This window comes from Cellulomonas endometrii (assembly GCF_949769265.1).
In the GTDB taxonomy this organism is placed as follows: domain Bacteria; phylum Actinomycetota; class Actinomycetes; order Actinomycetales; family Cellulomonadaceae; genus Cellulomonas; species Cellulomonas endometrii.
The window spans coordinates 1-16,589 of record NZ_CATKPC010000017.1; the positions used below are offsets into that span (position 1 = coordinate 1).

Sequence of the window (16,589 nt, forward strand, 5' to 3'; positions counted from 1 at the left end):
TGGCGGTCGGCGTCGCGGGCGGCGTGCTGCTGGCCGCCGGGGTCGTCCTGGTCGCGGCGTTCCCCGTGCTGGAGGACTGGGTGCCGTACCCCCTCGTCGCCCCGCTGGTGCTGGGGGCGGGCGCGGGGGTGCTCGAGCGGGCGCCCCCGCGTCCCCCCGGCCCGCCGCCGCGACCCCGTACCGGGGGACCGCCCGGCTGGCCGGGGCGCTGTACCTGCTGACGTTCGTCGCCTCGATCGCCGCGCTCCCGCTCCTCGGCCCGGTGCTCGACGACCCGGCGTACGTGCTCGGCGCCGGGGCGGACGGCGCCGTCACCGCCGGCGCGCTGCTCGACCTGGTCAACGCGCTCGCGTGCGTCGGCACGGCGGTCGTCCTGTTCCCCGTCGTCAGGCGCTGGGGCGAGCACCTCGCCCTCGGGTTCGTCGCGTCCCGGCTGGTCGAGGCGGCGGTGATCGCGATCGGCGTCGTGAGCCTGCTCGCCGTCGTCACCCTGCGGCAGGAGGTGGCGCCCGGCACGGACGACGCCGCACGGATCGCGGTCGCGCAGGGCCTGGTCGCGGTGCGCGACTGGACCTTCCTGCTCGGCCCCGGGGTGATGGCCGCCGTCAACGCGCTGCTGCTGGCGCCGCTGATGCTGCGCTCTGGCCTGGTGCCCCGGGCCATCCCGGTGGCCGGGCTGGTCGGGGCGCCGCTGCTGCTGGTGTCGGACCTCGCGACGGCGTTCGGGGTGAACGAGCAGCTGTCGGCGCTGTCGGCTGTGGCCGTCGCGCCGGTGTTCGTGTGGGAGCTGTCGCTGGGCCTCTGGCTGCTGGTGAAGGGCTTCCGGCCGGTCGCGGCCCTCGCCGGTCAGGACGTCGCCGCCGGTCCAGGCCGTACCCTGGGGTCCTGAGGGTCGGACGAGCTCCCCGGGGGGCCTGAGCACGAGGAGCGGCAGTGGCTGACGCGCGCCGGCGCCCGTCCGTGAAGGACGTGGCGAGGGAAGCCGGCGTGTCGTTCCAGACCGTGTCGCGCGTGATCAACGACGGCGGTCGCGTCTCGACCGCCACCCGCGACCGGGTGCTCGCCGTGATCGCGGAGCTGGGGTACCGGCGGAACGACGCGGCGCGGGCCCTGGTGACCAGCCGGTCCCGTGCGATCGGGGTCATCGCGGACGCCTCACCGCGCTACGGGCCCGTGAGCACGCTCGCGGCGGTCGAGTCCGCCGCCCGGGACGCCGGCTACACGGCGCTCGTCACCACCACCAGCTACCCGGCCCCGCACGAGGTCGCCGACACGTTCCGGGCGTTCGTCGAGCGGGGGGTCGAGGGCGTCGTCGTCATCGCGCCCCGCGTGTCGCTCTCCCACGTCACGCAGGAGGTGACGGCAGGGCTGCCGGTCGTCCTGCTGTCCCCGGGGGAGACCAGCCAGGAGGGCGTCACCGTCTTCTACGAGGACCAGCAGCTCGGCGCCCAGCTGGCCACGCGCCACCTGGTGGAGCTCGGTCACCGGGAGGTCGCGCACCTCGCGGGGAACCAGGAGTGGCTGGACGGCCAGGTGCGGCTGCGGGGCTGGCAGGCGGAGCTGCGTGCGCACGGGCTGCCCGCGCCGGCGGTGCAGTACGGGGACTGGACGGGCGAGGGCGCCTACCGGATCGGCCGCCGGATGGTCGCCGCCGGGCTGCCCACCTCGATCTTCATCGCGTCCGACCTCATGGCGCTGGGGTTCCTCCGCGCGCTGTACGAGGCCGGGGTCCGGGTGCCCGAGGACATCTCCGTGGTCGGCTTCGACGACAACGAGTTCGCCGCGCAGACCTTCCCGCCGCTCACCACCGTCCGCCAGTCGTTCTCGACCGTCGGCTCGCGGTGCATGGAGATCCTGCTCGGCCTCATCGAGGGCCGCGAGGTCGACACCTCTCCCGCTGCTCCCACGCTGGTCGTGCGCGCGTCGGCGGCCGCTCCGTCGCCGCGCTGAACCTCCCCGGTCCCGCCGCCGTGCCGCCGCGCGTCACCGCAAGCGGGATCGCACCGCACCGCGCCCTCTGAGACCCCGCATCCCCTGAGGCTGCGCGTGCTCGACGAGCGCGCGTCCTCTCCCGCGGCTCAGGGCCGCGCCCCGCCCGGCAGATCAGTCCCGGTGACCGTGACCAAAACGTGACAGGCGAACGTTCGCCTAAGTCCTTGACCGCGCAGAGGGCGAACGTTCACACTCGACGTGTCGGGCGGTCCACCGTGGGGCCGGCGCCGGCGATCGGGGACCAGGCCGAGGGGGGCGTTCCCGACCAGCACCACCACCGCACACCGATCGAAGGAGATTGATGATGTTGCGCAGGCTGCGTTGGGTGGCACCCCTGGCCGTCGCCGCTGTCGCTCTGACAGCGTGCTCGTCGGGGACGGGCGAGGCCGCCGAGGAGAACACCGAGGTCTCGACCCAGGCGGACGAGGCCCTGGCCGACCTCGCGGGCCAGGTGCTCGCGAAGGGCCCGCACGGCGAGGAGCCCGCCCCGGCGTCGGAGGCGGAGCTCACGCCGGACGAGGTGGCGCAGGTGCGCGAGATGGGGGCGACCGCCGCCATCGTCATGCACTACGGCGGCAACGACTGGGCCAACGCCCAGATCGCCGGGCTGCGGGAGCGGTTCGAGGAGCTCGGCATCGAGGTCGTGGCCGTCACCGACGCCGACTTCGACCCCGGTCAGCAGGTCTCCGACCTCGAGACGGTCATGGCCCGGGACCCGGACATCATCGTGTCGATCCCCACCGACCCCGTGGCGACCTCGGCGGCCTACCAGGCCGCCGCGGACGCCGGCGTGAAGCTCGTGTTCATGGACAACGTCCCGGACGGGCTCGAGCCGGGGACGGACTACGTGTCCGTGGTGTCGGCCGACAACTACGGCAACGGCGTCGTGTCGGCGCACCTCATGGCCAAGGCCCTCAACGGCGCCGGGAAGATCGGCCTGATCTCCCACGAGGCCGACTTCTTCGTGACGCAGCAGCGGTACGAGGGCTTCAAGACCACCATCGAGGACGAGTACCCCGACATCGAGATCGTGGACGAGCGCGGGATCGCCGGCCCCGACTTCGCCGGGGACGCCCAGGCCGTCGCGGACGCGTGGCTGACCCAGTACCCCGACCTCGACGGGATCTGGGCGGTGTGGGACGTGCCCGCCGAGGGAGTCATGGCCGCCGCCCGCGCCGCCGGGCGCACCGACCTCAAGATCGCGACCGAGGACCTCGGGACGAACGTCGCGATCGCCCTCGCCCGCGGCGAGATGGTCGTCGGGCTCGGCGCCCAGGTCCCGTTCGACCAGGGGACGACCGAGGCCGACCTGGCCGCCGGGGCGCTGCTCGGGAAGACGGCGCCGCCGTACGTCGCTCTCTCGGCCCTCCCGGTGACGCACGACAACGTCCTGGAGGGGTGGGAGCAGGTCTACCACTCCGACCCGCCGTCCGAGGTGACCGAGTCCTACGCGGACTGACGCCCACCGACCCGCACGAACCCGCACAAGGAGGTGCCCGCATGCCCGCCGACTCCCCGCTCGCGATCCGGATGCACGGGATCCGCAAGGCGTTCGACGGCGTGACCGTGCTGGACGACGTCGACTTCGAGGTGCTCCCCGGCGAGGTCCACGCCCTCGCCGGGGGCAACGGCGCCGGGAAGTCGACGCTGATGAAGATCCTGCAGGGCGTCTACCAGCGCGACGCCGGCGTCGTCGAGGTGTTCGGCGCTCCGCTGGAGGCCAAGAGCATCCAGGCCGCCCGTGCTGCCGGCGTGGGGATGGTGTTCCAGGAGTTCTCGCTCATCAGCACGCTGACGGTCGCGCAGAACATCTTCCTGGACGGGGAGCCCACCCGCGCCGGGCTCATCGACGACGCGGCCATGCGCGCCCGCGCGGCCGAGCTGCTGCACCGCATCGGCGTCGCCATCGACCCCGCGACCGAGGTCGGCGCGCTGTCGACAGCGCAGTGGCAGCTCACGGAGATCGCGAAGGCGCTCGGTCAGCACGCGCGAGTCCTGATCATGGACGAGCCCACCGCGTCGCTCGCGAAGCACGAGGTCGGCGCGCTGTTCGAGCTGGTGGGCCGCCTCAAGGACCAGGGCATCGCGATCGTCTACATCTCGCACCGGATGGACGAGGTCTACCGGATCGCGGACCGGATCACGATCCTGCGCAACGGCAGGAACCTCGTGACCGCGGCGCTCGACGACATCTCGCCCCGGGAGATCGTCGCCGGCATCGCGGGCCGGGAGCTCGCGGACGCCGGCGGACCCGCCCGTGGCGAACCGGGGCCCGTCGTCCTCGACGTCCGGGACGTGCACGCCGCCGGCGTGGACGGCGCCACGTTCCAGGTCCGTGCGGGCGAGGTGGTGGGCATCGCGGGTCTCATGGGCTCGGGACGCACCGAGCTCGCGCGGGCCCTGTTCGGGATGAGCCGGATCACCCGGGGGGCGGTGCACAGGAACGGCGAGCGGTTGCGCCTCGGCTCGGCCGCCGACGCGATCGAGGCGGGTATCGCGCTCATCCCCGAGGACCGGCGGCTCCAGGGCCTGGTGCTCGACCACTCGGTCCGGGACAACCTCACGCTGCCGCTGCTGGACGGGCTGCGCCGCGGTGGCCTCATCGCCCGGGACAAGGTGCGCGAGCTGTCCGACCGGCTGATCGCGCGGCTCTCCATCGCCGTGGCCCGGCCGGACGCACCTGCCCGGCTCCTGTCCGGCGGCAACCAGCAGAAGATCGTCATCGCCAAGTGGCTGGGGACCGACCCCGAGGTCCTGGTGATGGACGAACCGACCGCCGGCGTCGACGTCGGCACGAAGACCGAGATCGTCCGCATCGTGCGCGAGCTCGCGCAGACCGGAAAGGGGATCATCGTGATCTCGTCGGAGTACCCCGAGCTGATCGCCATGTGCGACCGGTTCCTGATCATGCGTGACGGCCGCGTCGTCGACAGCATCGACGCCGACCGCGTCACGTCCGAGGTCGAGCTGGAGCTCGCGGTGCAGGGGCTCGCGGCATGAGCACCACGACCCCCACCCGCCCCGCCGACCGGACGGCGACGCCCTGGTGGCAGTCCGCGGCCGCCCGCGTCGACTGGCGCCGCGACATCATCTACGTCGGGTTCGTCGTCGTCTTCCTCGTGTTCGCGGTCCTGCTCGGGGACCAGGGCTTCCTCAGCTCGACGAACCTGCTGAACATCCTCCGGCAGTCGGCGATCATCACGATCATCGCCGTCGGGATGACCTACGTGATCGCCTGCGCGGAGATCGACCTGTCCGTGGGCTCGATCGCCGGCCTGACGTCCATCACGGCCGCCATGGCGATCGCCGCCTGGGGCCTGGTGCCCGGGATCGTCGCGGGCCTCCTCGTGGGGGTCGTGGTCGGGGCGGTCAACGGCTCGCTCGTGGCGTTCCTGCGCATCCCGTCGTTCCTCGTGACCCTGGCGATGCTCGGGATCGCCGCCGGCGTCGCCCAGTGGGTGACGGCGTCCGCCCCGCAGCCCATCCTCGACCGCACGTTCAACACGGTCTTCGGCAGCGGGAACGTCGGCCGGCTCCCCGGTCTGGTGATCTGGAGCGCCGTCGTCGTCGCCGTCGGTGCCGTCGTGCTCAAGAAGGCGAAGTTCGGCCGGCAGGTCCTGGCGACCGGGGCGAACCGCACCGCCGCGGAGTACTCGGGCATCAGCACCCGGGCCATCACCTTCCGCGTGATGATGATCTCCGCGATGGCGGCGTCCCTCGCCGGCCTGCTCTACGCCGGACGGCTGCAGTCCGGGCGCTTCCAGTGGGGCGCCGGGGACGAGCTCTCGGCGATCGCCGCCGTCATCCTCGGCGGGACCGCGCTGGCCGGCGGCCGCGGGTCCGTGATCGGCACCCTCTTCGGCGCCCTGCTCATGGGCCTCATCAACAACGGCCTGATCCTCGCCGGGCTCGACTCGAGCCAGCAGCAGGTCATCAGGGGCGTGATCATCGTCCTCGCGGTGGCACTCGCCCGGAACAAGTAGCACCACCACCTCACCCAGGAAGGAAGGGACAGTCGTGCCCCACCACTCCGGCACCCACCGCCCCGTGACGATCCAGAACGGCTCCATGGCCATCGACGGCGAGGAGGTCAGCCTCTACGGCGGCGCCGTGCACTACTGGCGCCTGGAGCGCGACCGCTGGGAGCCGATCCTCGACTCCGTCAGGCGCATGGGCTTCACCATGATCTCCATCTACATCCCGTGGGAGGCCCACGAGATCGAGAAGGGGCGCTTCGACTTCGGCGAGATCGACCCCTCGAACGACATCGACGCGTTTCTCACGCTCTGCGAGCAGAAGGGGTTCAGGATCGTCGTCCGCCCGGGGCCGCAGATCAACTCCGAGCTGACGTGGTTCGGGTACCCGCAGCGGATCCTCGCCGACGAGCGGCTGCACGCGGTGAGCGCCAAGGGCTCGAAGGTGATCCTCACGCAGGTCCCCAAGCCGATCCCCGCGCTCAACTACGCCTCGGAGGCGTTCTACGAGGAGACAGCGCTCTGGTACGACGCGATCTGCGCGATCCTCGCGAAGCACGCGTATCCGCACGGCGGGATCGTCTCGGCGCAGGTCGACAACGAGATGGCGTACTTCTTCGGCGTCAACGCCTACATCGCGGACTACTCGGCCGAGTCCCTCGCGGCCTACCGGCGGTTCCTCGTGGGCAAGTACGGGGACCTGGAGGCGGTCGCGTCCGCGTACTCCCGCCCGTACGCCGAGCTCGCGGAGGTCGAGCCGCCGCGGCGGTTCGAGGCCACCGACAAGGCGGACATCCCCTGGTACGCGGACTGGGCGGAGTACCGGGAGCAGTACCTCGTCGACTCGATGGACCGGCTCGCGGGGATGATGCGGGAGCGCGGTCTGGGCGGGATCACGCTGTTCCACAACTACCCGCACCCCCTGGGCCCGGGCGGCGCCGCCTCCGGCTTCACCACCCCGTTCAACCTCATGCGGCTGGAGGAGAAGCTCGACTTCGTCGGTTTCGACATCTACTCCCGCAAGGAGCTGTTCTCCCACGTCAAGACGGTCGCGTCGTACGTGGTCGGGACGAGCCGCTACCCGTACATCCCGGAGTTCATCGCCGGCGTGTGGCCCTGGTACCTCAACCCGGGCGACTGGCACGACGAGGAGTTCGTCACCAAGGCCGCGCTCATGCAGGGCATCCGGGGCTTCTCCCGGTACATGCTCGTCGAGCGGGACCGGTGGCTGGACTCGCCGGTGCGCCGGGACGGTCGGGAGCGCCCCGAGAAGGTGGCGATGTTCGGCAACGTCAACGCGATGCTGGACCGGGGGGAGTACCACCGGTTCCGGCGGGACGCCGACGTGCTGCTGCTCGCCAACCGCGAGTACGACCGGCTGGAGGCGACGAGCGTCCTGGTGTCGTTCCCGGGCGACTTCCTCGAGACCCCGTCGGGGTTCTCCGAGTACGCCGGGCCGGTCACGGTGAGCGAGTCGACGCTCGGCTTCGACGAGCCGGTCCAGCTGGCCAAGGGCACCTGGTTCAGCGCGTTCTCGGAGGCACTGGCCGCCACGGGTGCCAGCACGGTCCTGTCCGACACGGACCTGCGCCCGGAGCGGTGGTCGGGCCGGAAGGTCGTGGTCCTCACCACTCTGGACTACCTCGACGAGGGTGTGCAGCGCGCGCTCGTCGACTTCGCCCGTGGCGGTGGCCGGGTCGTCGTCGGACCGAAGGTCCCCGGCCTGGACAGCGTGATGCGGCCGTGCTCGGTGCTCGCCGACGCCATCGGCCAGCCCGGGTCGGCCGGCGGCGTCGCGACCGCGCGCGTCGGCGCCGGGGCCGTCACCGTCGTCAGCGACCTCCAGGCGGTGCCGCAGGCCGTCGCGGCGGCGGTGCGCGACGCGGGCGTCCACGAGGTCACCACGAACGACCCGCGGCTGGACGTGACGATCCACTCCGACCCGCAGGACCCGAGCACCCTGCTCGTCTTCGTCGCGAACCCGTCGGCCGAGCCGGTCGACGCCGAGGTGTCCGTGGGGGTCGGCCTCAAGGAGGTCCAGGAGGTGTGGGACGGCCGGGACGTCACCACCTCGGGCAGCCACCTCGCCGAACCCATGGCGCCGTACTCGATCCACGTCTACCGGTGCACCGTCACCGCCTGAGAGGAGCACGTTCATGCTGCACCAAGACGTCCTCATGGCCGACATCGACGTCGACCAGTGGCGCAACGCCCAGTCGCTGCTGCTGCGCTCGGCCAAGGCCGCCCGCCGGCTCGTCGTCATCCACGACCGGGGGACCGTGGTCAAGTTCCGGCACACCAGCGGTGCGCCGTGCACGGGCCGCGTCGACCGGGTCGAGGACCCGCACGCCCTCGCCGCGGAGCTCTACGAGGCGAACCGAGACGCGGTCGACTTCGTGGTCGTGATGGAGCGAGACGCCGTCGACTCCTACTTCGCGGCCGTCCAGGACTCGTGGGACATCGACGAGGACCTCGACGTCTTCGTCCAGCGCACCTACGCGCTGCTGGACAGGTTCTCCGACGGCATCGTCACCCACCCGGGACCGGCCCGGGAGGTGCTCGGCCTGCAGTGGACGACCGGCGCGTCCCGGGACGACATCGAGGCCGCCGCGAAGGCGCTCGTCCCTGCGGGCACGAGCGTCGTCCTCGGCGTCCACGACGACGGCGCCCTGTGGGCCTCGCTCGTGCTCGACCTCGACGAGGACCACAAGGTCACGTCCGTCACCACCGCCGACCCGTCGCTGGTGGACATCGCGGGGAGCCGGGCCGAGGTCCTCGACCGGCTCACGCGCTGGCAGGAGTCCGTCGGGAAGACGGTCTCCCTCGGTCTGGTGCTGGACCGCGCGGCGGCGGACGCCTACCTGTCCGCCCCGGCGCAGGAGAAGGCCGGCGTGCTGGCCTCGCTCGTGGAGCAGGGCGCCGCGACCTTCCGCTCCTGAGCCGCGCCGCCGCAGGGACGACGGAGGCCCGGACCGCCTGGTCCGGGCCTCCGTGGTGCCCGGCTCAGGCCAGGACCGAGTACCCCGCGGGCAGCGCGGTCCGCCCGGTCAGCGCGAGCAGCACGGCCGCCGCGTCCCCACGCGCTGCCGCTGCGTCCGCGGCCAGCGCGAGCGCGTGCGCGGCGGCCTCGCGGGGGACGTCCGCCGGGAGCCCCAGAGCGCGGGCGAGGTCGCACGTGTGCACGACGAGCTCGAACGTGCGGGTGGGGACGTAGTCCGCGAGCCGCATGCCGCCCGCCACGGTGCTGACGAGGGCCGTGCCGTCCTGCGCGTCGACGAGCCGGACGACGCGCTCCGCGGTGGCCGCGACCGCGGAGACCGGGTCCGCGCCGAGCGCGTCGCCGGCCGCGCGGCCCCGGGCGGTCACCTCCGGCCCCGCGGCGACGGCCGTGGTCGCGCGCAGGTACGCGGCCGGCGACGCGAGGTCCACGCGCGCCGCGGGCGCGGCGAGGTACGCCTCGACCGTGAGCAGCGCCCGGGTGGTGTGGCCGACGAGGGCGCGGACGTCCCACTCGCCGAGGCCGGGAGCGTCCCAGCGGCCGTCGACGCGGGTGACGGTCGCCGCGAACCACCGCGCGGCCTCGGTGAACGCCCGGCGGGACCCGGGCCAGGTCGGCTCCATGCCGGTCAGGGTAGGTCCGCCGGGCCCGGACGGCGTCAGGCGTGCCCGGCCTCGCCCTCGACGGTCTCGGCCAGCACCTGCTCGACCGACGCGCGCCGCATGCCGCGCAGCGACACGAACGCCACGCCGGCGGCGACGAGCGCGAGCACCGCGCCGACGGCGAACGCGCTGTGCAGGCCCGACTCGTAGGCGCTGGTCGCGAGCGCCGCGCCGGCCGCGTCGAGGTGCGCGGGCACCGCACCCTGGGCGAGGCCCTCGAGCTCGTGCTCGCCGAGGCCGAGCCCGGCCGCTCCGGAGCCGACCCGCGCGGCGACGACCGCCGACATGACGGCCGTGCCCAGCGCCCCGCCGATCTGGATGCAGGTGGACTGGAACCCGCCGGCGACGCCCGCCAGGTGCACGGGCGCGGACCCGACGACCGCCTCGGCACCCGCGGTGATGGTCATGCCGGCACCGAACGCGAGCACGACGAACGCCGCCGCGATGACGCCGTAGGACGAGTCGGCCGACGCGTCGAGCAGCACGAGGAGCGCCACGGCGGTCAGCCCGAGGCTGAGCACCGCGGTGAACCGGGTCCCGAGCCGCGACACCAGCAGGGCGCCGACCGGTGCGGCGACGATCGACAGGGCGCTGAGCGGCAGGATCATCACGCCCGCCTGGAGGCCGGTCGCACCGCGCAGGTTGATGAAGAACATCGGCAGCAGGAACGTCGCGCCCAGCAGGACGAAGAAGTTCACCGCGATGATCAGGCCGCCCGTCGCCACGGTGGTGCCGCGGAACAGGGACAGCGGAAGCAGCGCGTTGGCGGTGCGCGCCTGCAGGGCGAGGAAGCCGGCGATCACGAGCACGCCCGCGGCGAGCAGGCCGAGGGTGCGGGGGGAGCCCCAGCCCCAGGACTCCGACTGGACGATCGCGAAGACGGTCGCGCACAGGCCGACGCCGAGCACGACCACGCCCCGGACGTCGAACCGGCCCTCGGACGGGAAGCTGGTGCGGGGCAGCAGGAACGCGGAGTACACGAGCCCGATCGCGGCGACCGGGACGTTGACGTAGAAGACGGACTCCCACCCGAACGACGCCTCCAGGGCGCCCGCGAGCGTCGGCCCCGCCGCGATGGCGATGCTCGAGATGCCGCCCCAGAGGCCGACCGCCATGCCGAACTTCTCGCGCGGGAAGGTGGCGCGCAGCATGGCGAGCGTCTGCGGCATGAGCACCGCGGCGCCGATGCCCTGCACGACGCGGAACGCGATGACGGCGTCGGCGGTCGACGACAGGCCGATGGCCACGCTCGCGGCCGTGAACACCACCAGGCCCACGAGGTACAGGGTGCGGTGGCCGTACTTGTCGCCGAGCTTGCCGGCCAGGATCAGGAACACCGCGAGCCCGAGCAGGTAGCCGTGGGTGATCCACTGGAGCTGCGCGAACGAGGTGCCGAGGTCGGCGGCGATCGCGGGGTTCACGATCGACACGACGGTCGAGTCGAGGCCCACCAGGAACAGGCCGAACGCGACGCCGACGAGCGTGAGCAGGGGCCGTCCGCGGAGGGGGCGCGCCGGGCCGGTGGGGCCGGCCCAGGGGACGGGGTCGCCGTCGCGGGCGGGGACGAGACAGACATGGGGCTCCCTTCCCGGGGCATGGTGATGCCCGGGTCGTGAAAGATTTGATTATGGAAGTATACGCATCTGGGGACGGCGGCGGTCGAGAGGGGCGGTGGTGATGCGCGACACTGCACCCATGCCGCAGCAGGACGACGACGACCGCCTCGCCGATCTCGCGGACGCCGTCCTCGACCTGGCCCGCAAGCTCGACGCGACGCAGGCCTCGCTGCGGGACGTGCCGCTGACCGGCACCGAGACCACGGTGATCCGCGCGGTCCTCAACCGCCCCCGCAGCACCCCGACGCAGGTGGCGGCCGCGACCGGGCTCCGGCGCAGCAACGTCAGCACGGCGGTGCGGGCCCTGGAGGCCGGCGGTCTGGTCGTGCGCGAGCACGCGGCGGCCGACGGTCGGGTCGTCGAGCTCGTGCCCACCGCCCGGGCGGAGGAGAGCCTGCGGCACCTGCGGCGGTTCTGGGCGCAGCGGCTGGGAGAGGCCCCCGAGGAGCTGCGCGCCGCGGCCGTGCGCGCGGCGCCGGACCTCGCGGCGCTCACCGAGGCGCTCGCGCACGACGCGGACTGACCGTCGCGGGGGGGCTGTTCCCTTCCCACCGGGACCGCCGCGGAGCACACTGGCGCCATGCCCGCGGACGACGACGTCTTCGGCCCGGCCCTGGCGCGCGCCGACGCCCATGCCCGGCAGTGGCTCGCCGCCGCCGCCGACCGCGCCGTGCCGCCCCGGCTCACCCCCGCACAGGCGCTCGCCGCCGTCGAGGCGCCGCTGCCCGAGGGGCCGACGCCGCCGGACGCCGTGGTGGACGAGCTCGCGGCGCTCGCGGAACCAGGGCTGATGACGTTCGGGTCCGGCCGGTTCTTCGGGTGGGTGGTCGGCGGGACGCAGCCGGCGCCGCTCGCGGCCGACTGGCTCGTGAGCGCGTGGGACCAGAACGTCGGCATGCGGGCGATGTCGCCGGGCGCCGCGGCCGTCGAGGAGGTCGCCGGCCGGTGGCTCCTGGACCTGCTGGGGCTGCCGGCAGGGTCCGACGTCGGGTTCGTGACCGGGGCGACCTCCGCGAACCTGACCGGGCTCGCCGCCGGCCGCGACCAGGTGCTCCGCGCGGCGGGCTGGGACGTCGAGCGGGACGGGCTCGCGGGCGGCCCGCGGGTGCGGGTGCTCGTCGGGGCGGAGCGGCACGTGAGCGTGGACCTGGCGCTGCGCTACCTGGGGCTGGGCGTGCCCGAGGAGGTGGCGGCCGACGACCAGGGCAGGATCGACGCCGGCGCGCTCCGGCGGTCGCTCGCGGCGGGGACCGGGCCGACGATCGTCTGCCTGCAGGCGGGACACATCCACTCCGGGGCGTGGGACCCGATGGCCGAGGCCGTCGCCGCCGCGCACGCCCACGGCGCGTGGGTGCACGTCGACGGCGCGTTCGGCCTGTGGGCGGCGGCGTCGCCCCGGCTGCGGCCGCTCCTCGCCGGCCACGAGGGCGCCGACTCGTGGGCCACGGACGCGCACAAGACGCTGAACGTGCCGTACGACTGCGGGATCGCCGTGGTCGCCGACCCCGAGCCGCTGCGCCGGGCGATGGGCGTCCAGGTCGGCGCCGCCTACCTCGCGGCGTTCCAGCAGGCCGCGGACCCGCTGGACAAGACGCCGGAGATGTCGCGCCGGGCCCGGGGGGTGCCCGTGTGGGCGGCGCTGCGGGCGCTCGGCCGGTCCGGGGTCGCCGCGCTCGTCGACGGCCTGGTCGACCGGGCCCGCGCCATCGCCGAGGGCCTCGCGGAGGTCCCCGGCGCCGAGGTGCTGAACGACGTGGTGTTCACCCAGGTCTCGGTCGCGTTCGAGGACGACGACCGCACCCGGCGCGTCACCGCGCGCGTGCTGGCCGAGGGGGAGGCGTGGATGTCGGGTTCGCGGTGGCGCGGGCGCGACGTGCTGCGGGTCTCGGTGAGCAACGCCGCCACGACCGAGGAGGACGTGGCGCGCGCGGTCGCGGCGGTGCGCAGGGCCGCGTCCGCGGTCTGAGCCGGGCGCCGCCCCTCGCCGGGCGGGGCGGATGACGGTAGAACGGGCCCATGACGGTCCTGCACCGCGAGGTCGAGCGCACCTACGCCGCCGCCGACGACGCGACGCTGCCGTCGCTCGCCGCCCTGGTCGCGGGGGCGGACGGCGCCCTGCCCGACCCGGGGACGCCGGCGACCGAGAGCGGTGGCACGCTGCACCTCGCGGCGACCTACTTCGACACCGCCGACCTGCGGCTGGCCGCGGCGGGGCTGACGCTCCGGCGCCGGACCGGGGGCCACGACGCCGGGTGGCACCTCAAGGTGCCGGCCGGCCCGGACGCCCGCACGGAGGTGCGGTTCCCCCTGGGGCGTGCGGTCCGGACCGTCCCCGCGCCGCTGCGCGCCCTGGTGCGGGCCCGCGCCGGCGGCGCCGTCCTGCGTCCGGTCGCCGAGGTGACGACCGAGCGGCACGAGCACCGGCTGGTCGACGCCTCGGGCCGGGTGCTGCTGGAGCTGGCGGACGACCGGGTGACGGCCCGCCGGGTGCTCCCCGCCGGCGGGAGCGGCGACGCCCTCGGCGCGGTGCAGTCGTGGCGCGAGGTCGAGGCCGAGGTGGTCGACGGGCCCGAGGAGCTCCTGGACGTGGTGGACCGCGCGCTGCGGGCGGCCGGGCTGCGGCCGGCCGACGTGCAGTCCAAGCTCGCGCGGGTGCTCGGGACAGGGCTTGGGGAGCCGCGGGACGAGCCGGCGCGGCTGCGGCGGAGCTCCCCGGCGGGCGAGGTGCTCCGCGCGTACCTGGCGGGGCAGGTGGAGCAGGTGCTCGCGCAGGACCTCGCGGTCCGGCTCGGCACCCCGGACGCCGTGCACCAGATGCGCGTCGCCACGCGCCGGCTCCGCAGCGCCCTGCGGACGTTCGCGCCCCTGCTGGACACGACGGTGACCGGGCCGCTGCGCGACGAGCTCCGGTGGCTCGCGCGCGATCTCGGCACCGTGCGGGACGCCGAGGTCCTGCGGGACCGGGTGCGGGCGGCCGCCGTCGCCGCCGGGCCCCTGGTCGACGCGGGGCCCGACGAGCTCGAGGACGACCGGCGGGCCGCGCACGACCGCGTGCTCGCGGAGCTGGACGGCGAGCGGTACCACCACCTGGTCGTCGCCCTCGCGGCGCTCGCCGCGTCGCCGCCGCTGCGGGCCCGGGCCGCCGCACCGGCCCGCACGACGCTGCCGCGGCTCGTCGCCCGCCGCGACCCCCGGGCGCGTCGCCTGCTGAAGCGCGCCCGCCGGGCGCCCGCCGGCCCGGAGCGCGACCGGGTGCTGCACGAGGCGCGCAAGGCCGCCAAGGCCGCGCGCTACGCCGGCGAGGCGGTCCGCCCGGCGCTCGGCAAGCAGGCGGCGGCGTACGCCCGGGCCCTGGAGGCGGTGCAGGAGGTGCTGGGCGAGCACCAGGACGCGGTCATCACGCGGGAGCGGCTGCGGGAGCTGGCCCGGCGCACGGCGAGCACCGAGGCGGCGTTCCGGTACGGGCGGCTGCACGCGCTCGAGGAGGAGCGCGCCGAGCAGGCCCAGCAGCGGATCCGGCCGACGTGGAAGGCGGCTCGCGGCGCGGGACTGCGCCGGTGGCTGCGGTGACCCGCCCGCTCGCCCAGCCCGCCGACGCCCGGTCCGCTCGCCCGCAGCCCTCTCGCGCGCTGCCCTCGCCCGTCAGACCCGGAACTGCCCGACCAGCTGCTTGAGCTCCGTCGACATCTGCGCGAGCGAGACCACCGCGCGCTGCGACTCGGACGCGCCCTCGGTCGTGAGGTCCGCCGCGCCGGCGACGCCCGCGATGTTCGCGGCGATCTCGCCCGAGCCGGTGGCGGCCTCGGACACGCTGCGGTTCATCTCGGCGGTCGTGGCGGTCTGCTCCTCGACCGCGCTGGAGATCGACAGCTGGAAGTCGTTGATCTGCGTGATGATGCCGGTGATCTCGCTGATCGCCCCGACCGCGCCGTGCGTGTCCTCCTGGATGGACTCGACACGGCGGGCGATGTCCTCCGTGGCCTTGGCGGTCTCCTGCGCGAGCTCCTTGACCTCGCCGGCGACCACCGCGAACCCCTTGCCGGCCTCACCGGCGCGCGCGGCCTCGATGGTGGCGTTCAGCGCCAGGAGGTTCGTCTGCTCCGCGATCGTCGTGATCATCTTGACGACGTTCCCGATCTCACGGCTGGAGTCGCCGAGCCGGTCCATCGTGGTGGTCGTCGCGGTGATCGCGGCGACGCCGCGGCCGGCCACCTGCGCGGCGCGCGAGGCGCTGTGGGCGATCTCCTGGATCGACGCACCCATCTGCTCGGACCCGGCCGCGACCGTCTGCACGTTGCGCGAGACCTGCTCGGCCGCAGCGGAGACGACCCCGGCCTGGGCGGCGGTCTCCTCCGCGGACGCGGCGATCTGGCCGCTGGTGGCGGACATCTGCTCGGCGGCGGACGCGAGGGACGCGGAGGACAGGTCGATCGTCGCGATGACCTCGCGCAGGTTCGCGACGGCGGAGTCCAGCGCGGCGGCGGTCCGGCCGACCTCGTCGCGCGAGTCCAGCCCGGCCGTGACGGTGAGGTCGCCCCGGGCGAGCGCGTCGGCGAGGGCCTGCACGCGCTGCAGGCCGCGGACGATCGAGCGGGCCACGACCGTGCCGAGGCCCAGCGCCAGGGCGACGCCGATCACCAGCACGAGGATCATGGTCGTCCGGCTCGCGCGGTACTGCTCCGCGGCGGTCGCCGCGGACGCTGCCGCGTCGGCCTCCTCGCCGTCCACCAGGGTCGTGAGGCTCGTCGACATCGCGTCGAGGATGGGCTGCGCGACCGTGTCCCGGATCTCGGCGAACGCCTCGGGGTCGCCCTCGCGGCTGGCCACGAGCATCTGGTTGTCGCGGACGTCCACGTACTCGCCCAGCGCGGCCTCGAAGTCGGCCAGCGCCCGCTCGTCGTCGTCGTCCAGCGCGAGCCCGTGGTAGGCGGCGAGCGCCGAGCGGAGCTCCTCCTCGCTGGCGGCGATCTTGTCCTCGAAGCCGGCCATCACCGCCTCGTCGGTGGACAGGACGTGGTTCGTGACGTCGAGGCGCATCTGCACCATCGCGCGGCGCATCGTGGAGGCCTGCTGGAGACCGGCGAAGTTCTGCTCGTACATCACGGTCGTCGCGGCGTTCGTGCTGGCGAGCGACGAGATGCCGACGACGCCGACGACGCCGCCGACGAGGGCGGCCAGCAGCACCGCGGCGAGGATCCGCGTGCTGACGCCGCGGTCGCGCACCCACGACGCGAGCGACGGGCGCGAGGGGGCGGGGTTGTGCGGCACGGCGGTCCTTCGGGGAAGCGGGTGGGGCGGCCGATCCACCCCGTCGCTCGTTCATCGTGCGCCGGACCGCCGATCTGAG

The 16,589-nt window shown here is 74.4% G+C and carries 14 protein-coding genes; 11 read left to right on the forward strand and 3 right to left on the reverse strand.

Features of this window, described 5'->3' with window-relative positions; genetic code table 11:
* From QNH85_RS15835 to QNH85_RS15870, 8 genes are all read left to right on the forward strand, one after another.
* Positions 1 to 221 (forward strand): hypothetical protein (locus tag QNH85_RS15835; RefSeq protein WP_282948074.1); only part of this gene is annotated, 221 nt, incomplete at its 5' end.
* Entirely contained in the window at positions 218 to 889 is a 672-nt protein-coding gene (locus QNH85_RS15840) for a DUF4386 domain-containing protein (protein WP_282948063.1), read from the forward strand. The genes QNH85_RS15835 and QNH85_RS15840, both read left to right, overlap by 4 nt.
* Positions 890 to 933: 44 nt before the next feature.
* On the forward strand, positions 934 to 1,950 hold the full coding sequence (locus QNH85_RS15845; RefSeq protein WP_282947951.1) for a LacI family DNA-binding transcriptional regulator: 1,017 nt from the start codon (positions 934 to 936) through the stop codon (positions 1,948 to 1,950).
* 367 nt (positions 1,951 to 2,317) lie between these two features.
* A complete protein-coding gene (locus tag QNH85_RS15850; protein WP_282947953.1) occupies positions 2,318 to 3,451 on the forward strand; it encodes a substrate-binding domain-containing protein in 1,134 nt (377 codons plus the stop codon).
* A gap of 41 nt (positions 3,452 to 3,492) precedes the next feature.
* Positions 3,493 to 4,992: a sugar ABC transporter ATP-binding protein gene (locus tag QNH85_RS15855; RefSeq protein ID WP_282947955.1), complete on the forward strand. Its 1,500-nt coding sequence runs from the start codon at positions 3,493 to 3,495 to the stop codon at positions 4,990 to 4,992.
* On the forward strand, positions 4,989 to 5,975 hold the full coding sequence (locus QNH85_RS15860) for an ABC transporter permease (RefSeq protein WP_282947957.1): 987 nt from the start codon (positions 4,989 to 4,991) through the stop codon (positions 5,973 to 5,975). Before QNH85_RS15855 ends, QNH85_RS15860 begins: the two co-directional genes overlap by 4 nt.
* Positions 5,976 to 6,039: 64 nt before the next feature.
* Positions 6,040 to 8,109, forward strand: coding sequence for a beta-galactosidase (locus QNH85_RS15865; RefSeq protein WP_282947958.1), 2,070 nt, complete (start codon positions 6,040 to 6,042; stop codon positions 8,107 to 8,109).
* 13 nt (positions 8,110 to 8,122) lie between these two features.
* Positions 8,123 to 8,905, forward strand: a complete 783-nt coding sequence (locus tag QNH85_RS15870) for a hypothetical protein (protein ID WP_282947960.1) — start codon at positions 8,123 to 8,125, stop codon at positions 8,903 to 8,905.
* Between the two features lie 64 nt (positions 8,906 to 8,969).
* On the opposite strand, the gene QNH85_RS15875 is transcribed toward QNH85_RS15870, so the two are convergent.
* Together QNH85_RS15875 and QNH85_RS15880 are read right to left on the reverse strand one after the other, a co-directional pair.
* On the reverse strand, positions 8,970 to 9,587 hold the full coding sequence (locus QNH85_RS15875) for a maleylpyruvate isomerase N-terminal domain-containing protein (protein ID WP_282947962.1): 618 nt from the start codon (positions 9,585 to 9,587) through the stop codon (positions 8,970 to 8,972).
* A gap of 35 nt (positions 9,588 to 9,622) precedes the next feature.
* Complete coding sequence (locus QNH85_RS15880; RefSeq protein ID WP_282948064.1) at positions 9,623 to 11,116, reverse strand: DHA2 family efflux MFS transporter permease subunit; 1,494 nt, start codon at positions 11,114 to 11,116, stop codon at positions 9,623 to 9,625.
* 205 nt (positions 11,117 to 11,321) lie between these two features.
* Here QNH85_RS15880 and QNH85_RS15885 point away from each other — a divergent pair, with 205 nt between their 5' ends.
* Genes QNH85_RS15885 through QNH85_RS15895 form a run of 3 tightly spaced genes read left to right on the forward strand, consistent with a single transcriptional unit; the run spans position 11,322 to position 14,812 of the window.
* Positions 11,322 to 11,765, forward strand: a complete 444-nt coding sequence (locus QNH85_RS15885; RefSeq protein WP_282947963.1) for a MarR family winged helix-turn-helix transcriptional regulator — start codon at positions 11,322 to 11,324, stop codon at positions 11,763 to 11,765.
* Positions 11,766 to 11,822: 57 nt separating this feature from the next.
* Entirely contained in the window at positions 11,823 to 13,208 is a 1,386-nt protein-coding gene (locus QNH85_RS15890) for a pyridoxal phosphate-dependent decarboxylase family protein (RefSeq protein WP_282947964.1), read from the forward strand.
* 50 nt (positions 13,209 to 13,258) lie between these two features.
* The gene (locus QNH85_RS15895) at positions 13,259 to 14,812 is read left to right on the forward strand and encodes a CYTH and CHAD domain-containing protein (RefSeq protein ID WP_282947966.1); all 1,554 of its coding nucleotides are present in this window, start codon (positions 13,259 to 13,261) and stop codon (positions 14,810 to 14,812) included.
* A gap of 72 nt (positions 14,813 to 14,884) precedes the next feature.
* On the opposite strand, the gene QNH85_RS15900 is transcribed toward QNH85_RS15895, so the two are convergent.
* Positions 14,885 to 16,510 (reverse strand): methyl-accepting chemotaxis protein, encoded by a 1,626-nt coding sequence (locus QNH85_RS15900; RefSeq protein ID WP_282947968.1) that lies wholly within the window; start codon positions 16,508 to 16,510, stop codon positions 14,885 to 14,887.
* Positions 16,511 to 16,589: the final 79 nt, after the last annotated feature.

Coding starts and splice junctions, on each gene's coding strand:
- QNH85_RS15855 (WP_282947955.1), top strand. CDS start 3,493: ATGCCCGCCGACTCCCCGCTCGCGATCCGGATGCACGGGATCCGCAAG.
- QNH85_RS15860 (WP_282947957.1), top strand. CDS start 4,989: ATGAGCACCACGACCCCCACCCGCCCCGCCGACCGGACGGCGACGCCC.
- QNH85_RS15870 (WP_282947960.1), top strand. CDS start 8,123: ATGCTGCACCAAGACGTCCTCATGGCCGACATCGACGTCGACCAGTGG.
- QNH85_RS15875 (WP_282947962.1), bottom strand. CDS start 9,587: ATGGAGCCGACCTGGCCCGGGTCCCGCCGGGCGTTCACCGAGGCCGCG.
- QNH85_RS15885 (WP_282947963.1), top strand. CDS start 11,322: ATGCCGCAGCAGGACGACGACGACCGCCTCGCCGATCTCGCGGACGCC.
- QNH85_RS15890 (WP_282947964.1), top strand. CDS start 11,823: ATGCCCGCGGACGACGACGTCTTCGGCCCGGCCCTGGCGCGCGCCGAC.
- QNH85_RS15895 (WP_282947966.1), top strand. CDS start 13,259: ATGACGGTCCTGCACCGCGAGGTCGAGCGCACCTACGCCGCCGCCGAC.